The organism is Endozoicomonas sp. OPT23 (assembly GCF_009653635.1).
Taxonomy (GTDB): Bacteria; Pseudomonadota; Gammaproteobacteria; order Pseudomonadales; family Endozoicomonadaceae; genus Endozoicomonas_A.
Map to the genome: position 1 here is coordinate 219,918 of NZ_PPFD01000007.1, position 14,481 is coordinate 234,398.

Genomic DNA, 14,481 nt, shown 5'->3' on the forward strand with positions numbered 1-14,481 from the left:
CGGGTATTTATTTCAACCTGCTTCATTTAAACGAATGAGCTGGACTATAAATACCCGTTTTTTTACAGCGTGATCAGTTTATTTCAAGCACGACAAAAGCGACAGCAGAGTCAACCTCATCAGAAAGACTCAAGTGAATCGCTGAGATCCCACGCTCTTCCTGCAAAGCTCCAGCATTACCAAGAAAAGTCATCAAAGGAGCACCCGCTTCATTATTGCTCACCTCCAGATCCTGAAAGCTTACCTTACCGATCCCAGTCCCCAATGCTTTTGAAGCGGCCTCTTTGGCAGCGAATCGCTTGGCCAGCCATGAGGCTTTTAAACCTGACTGTTCAAACGTCTGCATTTCTGTTTCTGTCAGAATTCGACGAGCAAAACGCTCGCCGGATCGATCCAGCGCTTTCTGGATACGATCAATCCTGACGATATCAGTACCAATGCCCGCAATCATCGCTTCTCGGCAGCTCCAAGCATCAGAGCTTTCATCTCTTTTACCGCGTCTTTCAAGCCAGTAAAGAGTGCTCGCGCAATAATTGAATGACCGATATTCAATTCATTAATACCAGAAATAGCTGCAATAGGTTCAACGTTTTGATAATTCAGGCCATGACCTGCATTCACAATTAAACCTTTTGACAGGGCAAACTCTGTGGCTTGTTTAAGGCGATCCAGCTCGTACTGATATTGCTCTGCGGTCTCCGCTTCAGCATAAGCACCGGTGTGTAGTTCAATAACGGGAGCACCTGCCTCAACTGCTGCTGCAATCTGCTCCTGATCAGGATCAATAAACAGCGATACTTCAGAGCCCGCTTCCGCTAAACGCTCACAGGCGTTCTTGATAGAAGGCAGTTGACCTGCAACATTAAGACCGCCCTCTGTGGTCAGCTCTTCACGCTTTTCCGGCACCAGACAGACTGCATGAGGTTTTACTTCTTCAGCAATGGCCAGCATTTCTTCAGTGACCGCCATTTCGAGATTCATTCGAGTCTGCAGAACATCACTCAATATGATGACATCACGATCCTGAATATGACGGCGATCTTCCCGCAAGTGCAGAGTAATACCATCCGCACCCGCCTGCTCAGCTTCAATAGCCGCCTGCACCGGATCAGGATAATCAATGCCACGAGCCTGTCGTACCGTAGCAATATGGTCGATGTTCACACCCAGCAGGATTCTTTTATGAGGAATCATGACGCTGACTTCTCCTTGGAGCTCGCCCGGAATAGCTCCCGGCTTTTGAATGGTTTATTGCCCACCAAAGGCAGCAAAGCCCGACGGGTAAATTGTTTATAGCCCTGAAAGTATTCAGGCTGGCTAAAGTCCCTGTTAGCCAGAGCCAGCAATAATGCACCAGAAAAACAACTTTCTGTAGCTGCATTTTTATACACTGGCAACAGTCCCCGATTAGGACTGAATCTGTAAAAGCAATCCGCAGCCAATGGAACGCCATCGGCAGCGCTATGCCCAAGGTCTGGCAGATAACCAGTAACCTCAAGTAGTTCCAGCTCAAAAAGCCTCAACACAGGTTCCAGCTGACTGGCTTGCGAGAGCTTATCGAGAATCCACTCATAAAGCTCAAATAAACCATCAAGCTGCTGGCCAGGAAGAACCGCTCTTAACATCAGCTCATTAAGATAAAAACCACAATAAAGCGCTTTACCTGTTAGTTGAACTGAGCGGGATAATTCACTGGAAGTTTGTGACTTCAACTCTCCCCTGCCCCGCCAGCTGACCAGTGAGGAGGTAAAAGGTTGAATTAAATGAGCGGAACGGGAACGTGTTTTGCGAACACCCTGAACGACCATCGCCACACGACCATGATCTTTCACCAGATATTCTGCAATCACTGAGCGCTCCTTGTAAGGTCTGCTGTGCAGCAACCAGGCTGCGCTCAGTGTAGTCATCAGCTGAAATCGTATCCCAGGCTTTTCAGGGCACGATCATCATCAGACCAGCCACCTTTAACCTTGACCCAGAGATTCAGCATGATCTTGGAATCAAACATCTTCTCCATATCAAGACGGGCATCCTGACCAATCTGTCTCAAGCGAGAGCCTTTATCTCCAATCACAATAGCTTTCTGACTTGGACGTTCAACCAGAATCACTGCACTGATGGTCAGCAATGGACCTTTCGGACGCATTTCGTGCTGGAACTCTTCCACTTCAACGGTCATTTCATAAGGCAGCTCATCACCCAGCTGACGCATGATTTTCTCACGCACCAGTTCAGCCGCCATAAAGCGGGAGCTGCGGTCAGTGATCTGATCTTCCGGGAAGAAGTGAATACCTTCCGGCATCAGATCATCAATCAGAACTTCCAATTCTTTCAGATTGTGACCATTCAGAGCAGACAGAGGCATGATAGCTTTAAAGTCACGTTTGGCGGCAATTTCCTGCAGAAACGGCATCATTTCAGCTTTGTCCTGAACACGGTCTACCTTGTTCAGTGCCAGAATAACCGGGCATTTCAAATGACTGAGTTTATTCAGAACCAGCTGATCTTCTTCCGTCCACTGCAGACGATCAATCACAAAGACCACTGCATCAATACCGGTCAGGGCACTGGTGGCAGCACGGTTCATGTAGCGGTTAATGGCACGCTTTTCGACCTTGTGCATACCCGGAGTATCTACAAAGATCGTCTGGGTATTGTTTTCAGTCTTGATACCCAGCACCTGGTGGCGGGTAGTCTGCGGACGTCGTGAAGTGATCGACAGCTTCTGACCCAGAATATGGTTCAGCAGGGTCGATTTGCCGACATTAGGACGGCCGACAATCGCGACATAGCCACAACGGGTAACATCGGAGGTTTCAGATACTTCTGCGTTCATGCACTCTCTACTCCGAGCTTTTCCAAAGCAAAACGGGCGGCCTGTTGTTCGGCGCCACGACGACTTGAACCTTTGCCTTCAGCATTCAGTTCAGGGCTTTCCAATTCACAGATGACGGTAAACACCTGATCATGGGCATCACCTTCAATATGGGTGACCTGATACTTGGGTAATGGGTTCTGCCTCGACTGCAGGAACTCCTGCAAGCGGGTTTTCGGATCCTTGTTCTGGTTGTCGGTTGCAGACAAACCAGCCAAGCGATCGGTAAACCAGCTGCGAATTCGTTCGCGGCAAACTTCCATTCCGGCATCAAGGTAGATAGCACCAATAATGGCTTCTACTGCGTCGGCAAGTATGGATTCACGACGAAAACCACCGCTCTTGAGTTCACCAGAACCAAGGCGCAGGCAATCGCTCAATACAAACTCACGACCAATTTCAGCCAGAGTAACACCGCGTACCATACGGGCTCGCAAGCGACTCAACTGGCCTTCTCGGGCTTCAGGAAATTGCTCAAACAGAGCTTCGGCAATCACAAAGTTCACAATCGAATCGCCGAGAAATTCCAGACGTTCATTATTGCGACTGCCGCAGCTGCGATGGGTCAGAGCCAGCTCAAGCCGGCTGCGATCTTTAAAGGTGTAGCCCAGCCGCTTTTCGAGGCGGGCAAGTTCATCAGTCTTCACTGAGATTCAGCATTCCAGTAATGTTTAAAAGTTAAAACAAGATCTACGTTGTACATCAGGTGCATACGACGTTCGTAGTTGATATCGACGCTCACACCGTCCTTACGGTCCCGGGTTATTTTCAGTTCATCCCGGCTTAAATCAATTCGATTGGTGCTCAAACCCTTCTGCACCCACTCACGCACTTCCGAGCGGGAAGCCTCAGAGATGCCGGGGCGGTTATCCAGGGATTTAAGCACCTTGGCTACTGCGTAATCATCAAGATAAACAGGGCTCATTTTCATGCCCAGCATTACGACAAAACCGAGTACCAGTATAGTTACCAGCAAACCCAGAGTGGATAATCCTTTCTGTTTTCGCAAAGCCATTTGCCTGCTCCCTTTATTCGCTCTGTATCTTAAACAGCAAAACCACTTACTGCTCTGTGGATAGAGCTGAAAGTGGTTTTCTGATTGCCCGAAACCATACGGGCAACGTCTCGTTATCAGGTTACTCTATTGTGCCATTATTTTTAAAGTTGGGAATCTGTTTCCAGCTTGGCCAGTGCATCCAGATATAAACCGCTTTACCAACAATATTTTTCTCAGGGACTAAGCCCCAATAACGGCTGTCATTGGAATGATCACGGTTATCACCCATCATAAAGTAGTAACCTTCAGGAATCATCCAGCTGCCTTCAGCATCACGACGCAGCAAACCATTATCCTTGCGGATGGTATGAACCTTGCCATCGATGGTTTCATTAAACAGCTTGTAGCTGCCCGAACTGTCTCTTAGCTGGGCAGTAAACTCTTCTTTAACAGGCTCACCATTAATCACCAGCTGCTTGTTCTTGTAGCTGATGCGATCACCTGGCACACCAATAACCCGCTTGATGAAATTGATGTTCGGATTTCTTGGTTCCTTGAACACCATAACATCACCAGGCTTCGGGTCATTCACCGATACAACCTTGGTACCCAGCACTGGCAGACGAAGACCGTAGTCGTATTTATTCACCAGAATAAAATCGCCAATCTGCAAGGTTGGAATCATCGAACCGGATGGAATCTGGAAAGGTTCAAACAGGAAAGAACGCAGCACCAGCACCAGCGCTAATACAGGAAAAACCGACTTGGCGGTTTCAACAATACCTAGCTCACGTTCAAGACTGTCGGCAGCACCCTGATCAAATGACTGTCCGGCACCTGACTTATAGGTAGCAACCGCCGCACGACGCTTTGGCTTCAGTACCAGTCGGTCAAACAGTGCTATCAGGCCGGTAATCAATACCGCAAGCACCAACAGCAAAGGAAAATTAATATCCATAGTTGTTTGTTCTCGAATCTGTTTTCAGTTTACCTGTTATTAGATTACGAGCCGGTTGATACCAGCCCGCAGTCAAAGGGTAAATCCATTCACCTGTTGAATTACTTATCAACCTTCAGTACAGCCAGGAAAGCTTCCTGTGGAATTTCCACACGACCCACCTGTTTCATACGCTTCTTACCCGCTTTCTGCTTTTCCAGCAGTTTACGTTTACGGGAAGCATCACCACCGTAACACTTCGCAGTTACATTCTTACGAAGGGCTTTAACTGTGGTACGGGCACAGATCTGTCCACCAATGGCCGCCTGAATGGCAACATCAAACATCTGACGTGGAATAATCTCTTTCATTTTCTCTGCCAGTGAACGGCCACGGCTGATCGCGTGATCACGGTGAGTAATCAGTGCCAGAGCATCGACCTTTTCACCGTTGATCAGTACATCCAGCTTCGCCATATTGGCTGCCTGAAAACGATCAAAACTGTAATCCAGAGAAGCAAAACCACGGCTAACCGACTTCAGGCGATCAAAGAAATCCAGTACTACTTCGTTCATTGGCATATCATAGGTGATAGCCACCTGACTGCCAGTAAACTGCATATCCTTCTGAACACCACGCCGCTCAACACACAGGGTAATAACATTACCCAGATATTCCTGAGGTACCAGAATGTTAGCCTGAACAATCGGCTCACGAACTTCTTCATAGGTCGATGGATCTGGCAGGCGTGACGGGTTATCCACCTCAATCACATCACCGTTCTTCAATTCGACTTCGTAAATTACCGTTGGAGCTGTAGTAATCAGATCAAGGTCGTACTCACGCTCCAGTCGTTCCTGAATGATCTCCATGTGCAGCATACCAAGGAAACCACAGCGGAAACCAAAGCCCAGCGCATCACTACTTTCTGGTTCATAGAACAGGGAAGCATCGTTCAGGCTAAGCTTTTCCAGCGCTTCACGGAAGTTCTCGAAGTCATCGGAACTTACCGGGAACAGACCGGCATAAACCTGCGGTTTAACCTTTTGAAATCCTGGCAGCACATCAACATCAGGCGTCTTTGCGCGAGTCAGCGTATCACCGACTGGAGCACCATGAATGTCCTTGATACCAGCGATAACATAACCCACTTCACCCGCTTTCAGCTCACCGGTAGCATTCATTTTTGGGGTAAAGATACCCACATTATCGACGCCATAGGTCAGGCCGGTGGATTTCACCAGAATCTTGTCACCCTTACGCAGAGAACCATTCTTGACACGAACCAGGGAAACAATGCCAAGGTAGTTATCAAACCAGGAGTCGATGATCAGCGCCTGAAGATCACCTTCAATATCACCTTCCGGTGCCGGTATGGTTTCAATCAGTCGGTTCAGAACATCCTCAATACCGAGACCGCTCTTTGCTGAACAGCGAACCGCATCATGGGCATCAATACCAATAATTTCTTCAATTTCCTGGGCAACGCGCTCCGGCTCTGCCTGCGGCAGATCCATCTTGTTGAGCACAGGCATTACTTCCAGACCCTGTTCGATGGCGGTATAGCAGTTGGCTACGGATTGGGCTTCAACACCCTGAGCCGCATCCACCACCAGCAGTGCGCCTTCACAGGCAGACAGGGAACGAGACACTTCATAGGAAAAGTCTACGTGTCCCGGAGTATCGATAAAGTTCAGCTGGTAGATTTTACCGTCATTGGCTTTATAGTCCAGAGTAACGCTCTGAGCCTTGATGGTAATGCCGCGCTCACGCTCAATGTCCATGGAATCCAGAACCTGAGCCTGCATCTCACGATCACTCAGACCTTCGCAGGTCTGGATAAAGCGGTCAGCAATAGTCGATTTGCCATGGTCGATATGGGCAATGATCGAAAAGTTACGGATATGACTTAAGTCGCTCACAATTATTTGCTTCACTACAAAAAAGTAGTCCCCGCTCAGAGATCAATCTCAGTTGCGGGGACATAGGTTCAATTGGCAGGTAGGTCGATTATCTGGTCAAAATCGCTGAGAACCTGCTGTAAATAAAAGAAATTCTACAGCATTCATCGCATCACTTCACCCCTGCCGGCAGCCCATCGCCTGAATAAGTGTATAAGACATACATACTTGAATAGTAAATGACTGTTTGACGCCTACGGTGGCCAAACAGCCCATAAATTCGTATGTCCGGGTACTGGTCTGGTTACTCACTCAGTCGAAACGAGATATAACCGGACTGACCACCTCGAATCACCCGCATGGAAATCGAGCGATTCTTCGGTAGGTCAGCTACAACCTTGCCGAATTCTTTGATGCTATCGACACGGGTATTGTTAAGATCAGTAATAACATCACCCTGGCGCAAGCCAATATTTCGTCCAACACCGGAGGTAATACCTGTTACAACCACACCTTTGACATTTTCAGTCAAACGCAGCTTGTTACGATAATCGTCGTTCAGGTCTTCAGCCTGAATACCTAAGCGGTTTTTACCCTTGGTCTTCTGCTGGGGGCGCTCTGGAGTCTGACCCATTTCATCCGGCAGCTCACCGACTTCAACGTTAATAGTTTTTTTCTTGCCCTGACGAATCAGCACGATCTCGGCTTTATCACCTGGAGTAATAGTACCGATGGCCATAGGCAGAGTGCTGGAGCGGATGATCTCGCGACCATCAACCTTCACGATAATATCACCAGGCTGAAGCTTGGATTTGTCAGCCGGACCACCAGGTACAATTTGAGTAACCAGGGCACCCATAGGCTTGCCAAGATCAAAGGATTCTGCCAGATCACGATCGACTTCCTGAATACCCACACCCAGCCAACCACGAGTCACATGACCTTTTTCTTTCAGCTGTGCGACTGCCCACTCAACATGCTCGGCCGGAATTGCAAAGGAAAGCCCCATAAAGCCGCCGGAACGGGTAAAGATCTGGGAATTAATACCAATCACTTCGCCCTTCATATTAAACAGTGGCCCACCACTGTTACCGGGATTGATGGGGACATCAGTCTGAATAAAAGGCACATAAGCATCGCTTGGCAGACTTCTGTTCAGCGCGCTGACAATACCTTTGGTGATGGAGTACTCGAAGTTAAAGGGTGAACCGATCGCTGCAACCCATTCACCAGGTTTGATCTTTTCCGAGTTTCCCATTTTAACGACAGGCAGGCTGTTTTTAGTTTCAATCTTCAGCAGCGCAAGATCAGAGCGCTTGTCAGAACCAATCAACTCTGCCACCTTCTCACTGCGATCGTGAAGGCGAACAATAATTTTATCCGCACCTTCCACCACATGATTATTGGTCAGGATATAACCGTCTTTTGAAACAATAAAACCGGAACCTAAAGACGCTGGTTGCGGTTTACCGGAAGGCGCATCCGGCATTGGGATACCAAAATAGCGGCGGAAAATTTCAGGAATTTCTTCACCACCAGGACCATACATCTGAGCCCCCCTGCTTTTGGGGGACGCCAAAGTACTGATGTTCACCACAGCCGGTGAGTTATCTTCAAACAGCTGAGCAAAATTGGGCAGCTCACTGGCGGCACTGGCCAGCTGAAGGGTCATAAACGACATCGCCAGTAAGCTAAAAAAGCTTCTGAAGAGAAAGTTAATTCTGTTCATAAAAGTGACTTCTCCTTACATTCCTCAACATGTGCACGAATAGATCGAACTATGAATGAAAATAATAGGTTTAGCGGATTGTTGGAATTATTAATTAATCGTCAGACAGACCAGGACTGATGAACCGGAATCAACTCAGGCTCATGTTGCTGAACCACCTGTCTGATGACTTTCACTTTACAGATATCACTGGCTTTGCCACCCAGGATTTTTGCAGGTACAAAACCAAGAGTCAGTCCAGCAAGGGCAGCAGGGATAGCCACCAACTCATGCATTCCAGATAGGTTAACACCCCAGATTGCCGCCATCATAAACAGCAGCGGCAAAAGATAGGCAAGCACCGACGCTTTCATCAGAGCAGCTTCGGGAATACCAACAACGACGGAAGAACCTTCAACAAGATTCAGTGCACTGGTTGCTCTGATATAGGAATGTGTGTTTTTGGTGCGATACTTATCAGCCAGATGTTGACCACAACCATTTTTAGCACTGCAGCTGGAACAAGTGGATTTACGTTCAGTTTCAATCCAGACCGTACCCTCTTCAACAGCCACTACCCGGCCCTGCTCTTCTATCATTTAGTTGCCTGTGTTTGCTTCTGCTCTTCTGGCCGTACTGAAACTGCAATACGCTCGGCCGTTCCCAGAGGAATCTCACCAACAACAGTTACATGAAAGAAACTATTGTCACTCCTGAACACTTTTGAAACCGCTGCCATACTGCCAATTTGCTCGGTCGCCTGACTCAACACTCTGGTTTCATCGGGCTCGACAAATATTGAAAAGCTGGCCAGTCCATCCGAGTAGTTTACTGCATCAACAGTCTGGTCACTGACCGGTGATTTTCTACGACTCTGGCTTCTTAAGCTAAAGCCATCAGGAATCCAACCGGATTTCCAGCTCCACCCTGCCGGTTTCCTGTTATCCTCATCGGTCAATTTTACCAGCTTTTCATTGACCGAAGCAGCCTTGACCGCTTTCATCTGGGTTAATTCAGTTTCAGAAAGCTTCTCTGGAAACTCCAGATCCGTAAATTGAATTCGTTCCATGATTCGACCATCACTATCGACCATCACCGACTTAAGCATTAACCCTGTACGACGATCCAGCCATAACTGGTAACCATGACGATGTCTGTCTGTAGGAATGACCAGTAACTGCACTGCTTCACGATTGGCAATTCGATCCAGAGAGGCTGGTTTCAGATCATAAAACTTTCTGAACTCTTTACCCGTGAAACGCCCCACCATGGGCATCAAGGATTCGTGTTCGAAACGGGTTGGTTCTCTGCCTGCAGTGGCAAAGACAATTTCTTTACCACGACGAATCATTTCTCTGGGTAAACCGTCCTGATAGCGAATACGTTCAAGCTCCCGCTGAGAGTCTTTCTCAGTTTCACGGGTATGAATAATGTTCAGGGTTTCCAGATTAGCACCTTGTTGGTAAACAAAGTGTCCACGATAGGTAAGATTTCTGGTGGCATCAGACATGGCTTCAAGCCACTGCTCGGGCGTATCAGCCTGACTGGTTGCCGATGCCTGACCGGCAACCAGAAAAAAACTGAAAAAGATAGATGCGAGAGTCCTTCCGGCTTTGGGTATTCCCTTCATAAAAATCACTGGGTCTCAAAAGTAGTCAGTCGTGCAAATGGTAAACTGGCCTGCCCCGAGTACATGGTACTGAGTTCAGCGTGCTGAAGTGCATAAGCTCTGAACCGTTCTCTAATCGCCCGGGTTGCTACGTCCTGAGCTTGCGCTAACTGCTCAGAAGAAATACTGGAATGCTGTTTGGAGTTATAACCGGCCTGAATAGAGGACGCTCCATAACCGCCAGGCTTAACCTGAAAGGGCTGATACAGTGTTGACTGACTGCCAGCATCGGCCAGGTATTCAGCGCCAGGTTCCGCATTGTATTGCTTAACCCCCAGAATTACCGCAAAGGTAACAGATGCAGCTACAGCTACCTGTCCGGTACGTTCCCAGAAACGGTTAAACAGGGTGACAACTTTACTGTCCGCTTTTTCTGACACAGTCGAATGATTGGTGTCCGTGCTGACAGTCTCATCTTTCAGCTGTTCACGAATACCTGCGGAGAGATCGATACTCATAAAGCCAGTAGCTTCATGGCGAATCATATCGCCTGCCATCTGGTATCGCCTTGCTGTATCTCTCAACTCGTCATCGTTACCGAGCCTGTCGAGCACACGCCTCATTTCCAGCTCACTGGCCTCTCCATCCATTGCAGCGGATAGAGATTCCCTGAGCCGTTCTTCGGCATGATTGTGAGATGACTTCTCACTCATAGGCATACCTCTGGTTTCTATTCGTCCGGCTTATATAAAGATACCGGTTATTGAAAACTGATCAGCCACGACGCAACAGTGGCTCAACCTCTTTGTCGATAGCTTCCCTGGCACGGAAGATTCGCGATCTTACGGTACCCACCGGGCAATCCATCACATTGGCAATCTCGTCGTAGCTGAGCCCATCAAACTCTCTCAGCATGACCGCAGTACGCAGTTCATCGGGCAGGCGTCGAATAACATCGTGAATGACGCGCTCGATTTCATCGCGGTACAGATTACGTTCAGGGGTGTCGACCACTCTCAATGAGGCAGCGGAATCCAGAAAATCGGCATCGTGTACATCTATGTCAGACTCTGGAAGCTTTCTGCCCTTTGATACCAGGTGGTTCTTGGCAGTATTGACAGCGATTCGATACAACCAGGTATAGAATGAACTGTCTCCCCTAAACTTCTCTATGGCTCTGAAAGCCTTAATAAAAGCTTCCTGAGCGACATCCTGTACTTCCTGATAGTCAGATACATAACTGCCTACCAGACCAAGAATGCGATGTTGGTACTTGATCACCAGCAGATCAAAGGCTTGCTTGTCACCTTTCTGCACGCGCTCAACAAGATGCTGGTCCGACTGTGGATGCTCTACCATGGGAGCTCCCTCCCCTCACTACTGGCACGCAAACCCACCTCGGAATGAGCAGCTGCTAGACTGTTACGGCGCTTGATGCCTCCGTTACAGCTTACAATGCTCTCCTGACAGCTTTTGTCAGCGGCGCAAATTCTTTCTGCATTTATATAGACCATGTCTTGGCCAAAAAGTTCCCGAACGTTTTGAAAAAATTATTACAGCCTTACTGAAAACTGATTCGGATCATCACAGCGTACTATAGTGCTGGCCATAAATTCTATATACTTGGCCGCATTTCCCGATGTTTGGATCACCTGTGAAGAACGATCTTCGTAGCAACCATCGGCAAACCATTGTATGGCTTTAGCAGTGTAGCGAAACTCGAAAGAAAGAAAGCTCGCTATCGCCAAAGTGCCGTACATTCAGACAGAGTCCAGCCAATCGCCTGTTCTAACTCACATCCAAGAAGATTATGTGAGCAGTCGCTTGTCTGGCCAGACAGGAGCAGTGAAAACTAAATGCTTCAGCACCATCAGTATGACGCAGTAATTATTGGCAGCGGTGCCGCAGGCCTGACTCTTGCCCTTCATCTTAACTCCAGCTTAAGGGTAGCCGTGCTCAGCAAGGGCTACCTTTCTGCCGGCTCCACTTATGGCGCTCAAGGTGGTGTAGCCGCTGTTCTTGACCAGACCAAAGACAGCCCACACCAGCATATTAAGGACACCTTGATTGCAGGTGCCGGGCTCTGTCGAAAAGAAGCCGTAGAACATATTGTCGAACACGGTCAGGAAAGCATTCAATGGTTGATTGATCAGGGCGTACCCTTTACGCCTGATCAGGATTCATCCGGATTTGAATTTCATCTGACCCGTGAAGGCGGCCATTCTGAACGACGAATTATCCACGCCGCCGACGCAACCGGGCGCGCCATTTCTGAAACACTGGTTGCCAGAGCACGGCAGGCCAGTAACATCGACCTGTACGAACACCATCTGGCAATAGATTTGATTACCGCCCAAAAACTGGGCTTACCTGAACAATACTGTGCAGGTCTGTATGCTCTTGATATCAAATCTGATCAGGTCAAAGTATTCAAAGGCAACAACACCATTATTGCTACTGGTGGTGCCAGCAAGGCTTACCTGTTTACCAGCAACACCGACGGGGCCAGCGGTGACGGCATTGCCATGGCATGGCGTTCAGGCTGCCGTGTAGCCAATATGGAATTCAATCAATTCCATCCTACTGGTCTTTATCACCCTAAAGCTAAATCCTTCCTTATTTCTGAAGCGGTCAGAGGTGAAGGTGGTCGTTTGGTCAGAGCCGATGGCAGTCAATTCATGAAAGACTATGACCATCGCGCCGAACTGGCACCCAGAGATATTGTTGCCAGAGCCATTGACCATGAGATGAAGAAACTCGGAGCAGATTGCCTGTTCCTGGACATCAGCCATAAGCCTGCTGACTTTATCAAGTCACATTTCCCTATGATTCATGAGCGTTGCCTTGGCTATGGTATCGACATCACCAAAGAGCCTATTCCGGTGGTGCCTGCTGCTCACTACACCTGTGGTGGCGTTCTGGTAGACGAACAGGGACAGACCGATATTCCCGGCCTGTTTGCCATCGGCGAGTGTACATATACAGGGCTGCATGGTGCTAACCGTCTGGCCAGTAATTCATTACTGGAGTGCTTTGTTGCTGCCAGAAGCTGTGCCCAAAAGATCAACAGCGCCGCTAATCAAGAGACTGCTGTCATGGATATCCCTTGCTGGGATGACAGCCAGGTGTCTGATGCTGACGAGAATGTTGTTATCTCCCATAACTGGGACGAGCTGCGTCGATTTATGTGGGACTATGTTGGCATAGTTCGCACTAATAAACGCCTACAGCGTGCGAAGAACAGAGTTAACCTGCTGCAATATGAGATCAATGACTTCTATAATCACTTTAAAATCAGTAATGATTTGATTGAGTTGAGGAACCTCGCTCAGGTTTCCGAGCTGATTATCGACAGTGCGCTGGAGCGGAAAGAGTCGAGAGGTCTTCATTACAATGTAGATTACCCACTGACTGATGATGCCCCCGGGGAAACTGTGCTGACGCCTAAAAACTTCAATAAACAAGTGGCTCTGGATTTCACTCCACTAGGCTCGTAGCTGTCACGACCGTCTATTGATACTTTGAGGCAGTCATTTGACTGCCTTTTTTCTGTTCCCTTTCCAGCAGCAACCTCAGCCTTAACGCGTGCATAGATTCAGAGCTGTCTGAATCCGCAAACAAATTAATCCTCAGTCCACCTTTTCCCTTTTCATCCACAAAACCTAACGACATCAGTTCAGGCAATACCAGTCGCTCCCCCTTCAACCAGACTCTGTGCCAGCCATTGCCATAGAAAGCATGCCAAACCCCTTTGTGATATCGAACTGAAGTGATTGCACGGTAATGCTTCTTGCAAATTTCAGCAGAATAATAGTGCCTGCTACATACAGAAAGAATTAAAGAAGCTATCAGCTTCACAAACCATGGAGTACCCGACAACCAGACAGCCAGCAGGGCAAAAAAAGAAAGGAAAATAAAAAAAAGTAAGTGACGGACAGAGAAACCTGCCCGTACCTCAATCAACTGATCATTCGCTGACAAGTGTCTTTGGCAGGTTGCCACGGGCATGCCCCAAGACCAGATCAACCAGACGGCTGAGCTGCGGATCTTCCGGTCTGTTGTCACTCATAAACCAGCCAAACAGATCCGGATCTTCACAATCAATCAGCTTCATATATCCCTGCTGATCCTGCTCAGACAGTGATTTGAAAACCTTATTAGTGAATGGCTCAAGCAGCACATCCAGCTCCAGCATTCCCCGCCGACTGTGCCATTGCAGACGTTTGAAATCGTCATTGCTTAACATTCTGGGCAAACTCCCTTGATAATTCTGGTCAGGATTATACGTGTTCTACCGGAATACGAGAATGACTTTAGTCGCTGTTTATTAGAGAGCGTTGACCTTCATCTCTGATAAGAGAGTTTGCACAGGTGTTTTGAAAGTAGTTCAAACCATCAATACTCTATATTATGCAGACAAACGAGACAGTCAAAAGACTGAGTGCCAAATATTC

At 48.1% G+C, this 14,481-nt stretch carries 16 protein-coding genes; 1 reads left to right on the plus strand and 15 read right to left on the minus strand.

Translation table 11 applies throughout. The annotated features are described in order from the left end of the window. Nucleotides 1-73: 73 nt before the first annotated feature. From acpS to rpoE, 13 genes are all read right to left on the minus strand, one after another. Entirely contained in the window at nt 74-451 is a 378-nt protein-coding gene (gene acpS, locus EOPP23_RS17910) for a holo-ACP synthase (protein ID WP_153767371.1), read from the minus strand. Further along, entirely contained in the window at nt 448-1,194 is a 747-nt protein-coding gene (gene pdxJ, locus EOPP23_RS17915) for a pyridoxine 5'-phosphate synthase (RefSeq protein ID WP_153767372.1), read from the minus strand. Before pdxJ ends, acpS begins: the two co-directional genes overlap by 4 nt. Then, a complete protein-coding gene (recO, locus tag EOPP23_RS17920) occupies nt 1,191-1,907 on the minus strand; it encodes a DNA repair protein RecO (RefSeq protein ID WP_153767373.1) in 717 nt (238 codons plus the stop codon). The genes pdxJ and recO overlap by 4 nt, the downstream gene beginning before the upstream one ends. Further along, nucleotides 1,907-2,836 carry a GTPase Era gene (gene era / locus EOPP23_RS17925; RefSeq protein WP_153767374.1) on the minus strand — a complete coding sequence of 310 codons (930 nt, stop codon included), beginning with the start codon at nt 2,834-2,836 and terminating at the stop codon, nt 1,907-1,909. Before era ends, recO begins: the two co-directional genes overlap by 1 nt. Beyond that, on the minus strand, nt 2,833-3,522 hold the full coding sequence (gene rnc / locus EOPP23_RS17930) for a ribonuclease III (RefSeq protein ID WP_370514813.1): 690 nt from the start codon (nt 3,520-3,522) through the stop codon (nt 2,833-2,835). The genes era and rnc overlap by 4 nt, the downstream gene beginning before the upstream one ends. Then, nucleotides 3,519-3,890 (minus strand): DUF4845 domain-containing protein, encoded by a 372-nt coding sequence (locus EOPP23_RS17935; RefSeq protein WP_153767375.1) that lies wholly within the window; start codon nt 3,888-3,890, stop codon nt 3,519-3,521. Before EOPP23_RS17935 ends, rnc begins: the two co-directional genes overlap by 4 nt. Nucleotides 3,891-4,011: 121 nt before the next feature. Further along, the gene (gene lepB, locus EOPP23_RS17940) at nt 4,012-4,830 is read right to left on the minus strand and encodes a signal peptidase I (protein WP_153767376.1); all 819 of its coding nucleotides are present in this window, start codon (nt 4,828-4,830) and stop codon (nt 4,012-4,014) included. A gap of 101 nt (nt 4,831-4,931) precedes the next feature. Further along, entirely contained in the window at nt 4,932-6,731 is a 1,800-nt protein-coding gene (lepA, locus tag EOPP23_RS17945; RefSeq protein ID WP_370514814.1) for a translation elongation factor 4, read from the minus strand. Between the two features lie 283 nt (nt 6,732-7,014). Further along, nucleotides 7,015-8,439, minus strand: coding sequence for a DegQ family serine endoprotease (locus EOPP23_RS17950; protein WP_153767378.1), 1,425 nt, complete (start codon nt 8,437-8,439; stop codon nt 7,015-7,017). 101 nt (nt 8,440-8,540) lie between these two features. Further along, the gene (locus tag EOPP23_RS17955; RefSeq protein ID WP_153767379.1) at nt 8,541-9,017 is read right to left on the minus strand and encodes a SoxR reducing system RseC family protein; all 477 of its coding nucleotides are present in this window, start codon (nt 9,015-9,017) and stop codon (nt 8,541-8,543) included. Then, entirely contained in the window at nt 9,014-10,048 is a 1,035-nt protein-coding gene (locus tag EOPP23_RS17960; protein ID WP_153767380.1) for a MucB/RseB C-terminal domain-containing protein, read from the minus strand. The genes EOPP23_RS17955 and EOPP23_RS17960 overlap by 4 nt, the downstream gene beginning before the upstream one ends. Before the next feature lie 5 nt (nt 10,049-10,053). Next, entirely contained in the window at nt 10,054-10,740 is a 687-nt protein-coding gene (locus EOPP23_RS17965; RefSeq protein WP_194842666.1) for a sigma-E factor negative regulatory protein, read from the minus strand. Between the two features lie 61 nt (nt 10,741-10,801). Continuing rightward, nucleotides 10,802-11,386 (minus strand): RNA polymerase sigma factor RpoE, encoded by a 585-nt coding sequence (gene rpoE, locus EOPP23_RS17970; RefSeq protein WP_153767382.1) that lies wholly within the window; start codon nt 11,384-11,386, stop codon nt 10,802-10,804. A gap of 497 nt (nt 11,387-11,883) precedes the next feature. On the opposite strand from rpoE, the gene nadB reads away from it, so the two are divergent. After that, nucleotides 11,884-13,524, plus strand: a complete 1,641-nt coding sequence (gene nadB / locus EOPP23_RS17975; RefSeq protein ID WP_153767383.1) for an L-aspartate oxidase — start codon at nt 11,884-11,886, stop codon at nt 13,522-13,524. Nucleotides 13,525-13,537: 13 nt separating this feature from the next. Here nadB and EOPP23_RS17980 read toward each other — a convergent pair whose 3' ends face one another. Both EOPP23_RS17980 and EOPP23_RS17985 read right to left on the minus strand, forming a co-directional pair. After that, nucleotides 13,538-14,035, minus strand: coding sequence for a hypothetical protein (locus tag EOPP23_RS17980; protein WP_153767384.1), 498 nt, complete (start codon nt 14,033-14,035; stop codon nt 13,538-13,540). Continuing rightward, nucleotides 13,995-14,273 (minus strand): succinate dehydrogenase assembly factor 2, encoded by a 279-nt coding sequence (locus EOPP23_RS17985; RefSeq protein ID WP_153767385.1) that lies wholly within the window; start codon nt 14,271-14,273, stop codon nt 13,995-13,997. The genes EOPP23_RS17980 and EOPP23_RS17985 overlap by 41 nt, the downstream gene beginning before the upstream one ends. Nucleotides 14,274-14,481: the final 208 nt, after the last annotated feature.

What these genes read in the sequence shown, in the direction of transcription:
- acpS (WP_153767371.1), bottom strand. Translation starts at nt 451, where the DNA reads ATGATTGCGGGCATTGGTACTGATATCGTCAGGATTGATCGTATCCAG.
- pdxJ (WP_153767372.1), bottom strand. Translation starts at nt 1,194, where the DNA reads ATGATTCCTCATAAAAGAATCCTGCTGGGTGTGAACATCGACCATATT.
- recO (WP_153767373.1), bottom strand. Translation starts at nt 1,907, where the DNA reads ATGACTACACTGAGCGCAGCCTGGTTGCTGCACAGCAGACCTTACAAG.
- era (WP_153767374.1), bottom strand. Translation starts at nt 2,836, where the DNA reads ATGAACGCAGAAGTATCTGAAACCTCCGATGTTACCCGTTGTGGCTAT.
- EOPP23_RS17935 (WP_153767375.1), bottom strand. Translation starts at nt 3,890, where the DNA reads ATGGCTTTGCGAAAACAGAAAGGATTATCCACTCTGGGTTTGCTGGTA.
- lepB (WP_153767376.1), bottom strand. Translation starts at nt 4,830, where the DNA reads ATGGATATTAATTTTCCTTTGCTGTTGGTGCTTGCGGTATTGATTACC.
- EOPP23_RS17950 (WP_153767378.1), bottom strand. Translation starts at nt 8,439, where the DNA reads ATGAACAGAATTAACTTTCTCTTCAGAAGCTTTTTTAGCTTACTGGCG.
- EOPP23_RS17955 (WP_153767379.1), bottom strand. Translation starts at nt 9,017, where the DNA reads ATGATAGAAGAGCAGGGCCGGGTAGTGGCTGTTGAAGAGGGTACGGTC.
- EOPP23_RS17960 (WP_153767380.1), bottom strand. Translation starts at nt 10,048, where the DNA reads ATGAAGGGAATACCCAAAGCCGGAAGGACTCTCGCATCTATCTTTTTC.
- EOPP23_RS17965 (WP_194842666.1), bottom strand. Translation starts at nt 10,740, where the DNA reads ATGAGTGAGAAGTCATCTCACAATCATGCCGAAGAACGGCTCAGGGAA.
- rpoE (WP_153767382.1), bottom strand. Translation starts at nt 11,386, where the DNA reads ATGGTAGAGCATCCACAGTCGGACCAGCATCTTGTTGAGCGCGTGCAG.
- nadB (WP_153767383.1), top strand. Translation starts at nt 11,884, where the DNA reads ATGCTTCAGCACCATCAGTATGACGCAGTAATTATTGGCAGCGGTGCC.
- EOPP23_RS17980 (WP_153767384.1), bottom strand. Translation starts at nt 14,035, where the DNA reads ATGCCCGTGGCAACCTGCCAAAGACACTTGTCAGCGAATGATCAGTTG.
- EOPP23_RS17985 (WP_153767385.1), bottom strand. Translation starts at nt 14,273, where the DNA reads ATGTTAAGCAATGACGATTTCAAACGTCTGCAATGGCACAGTCGGCGG.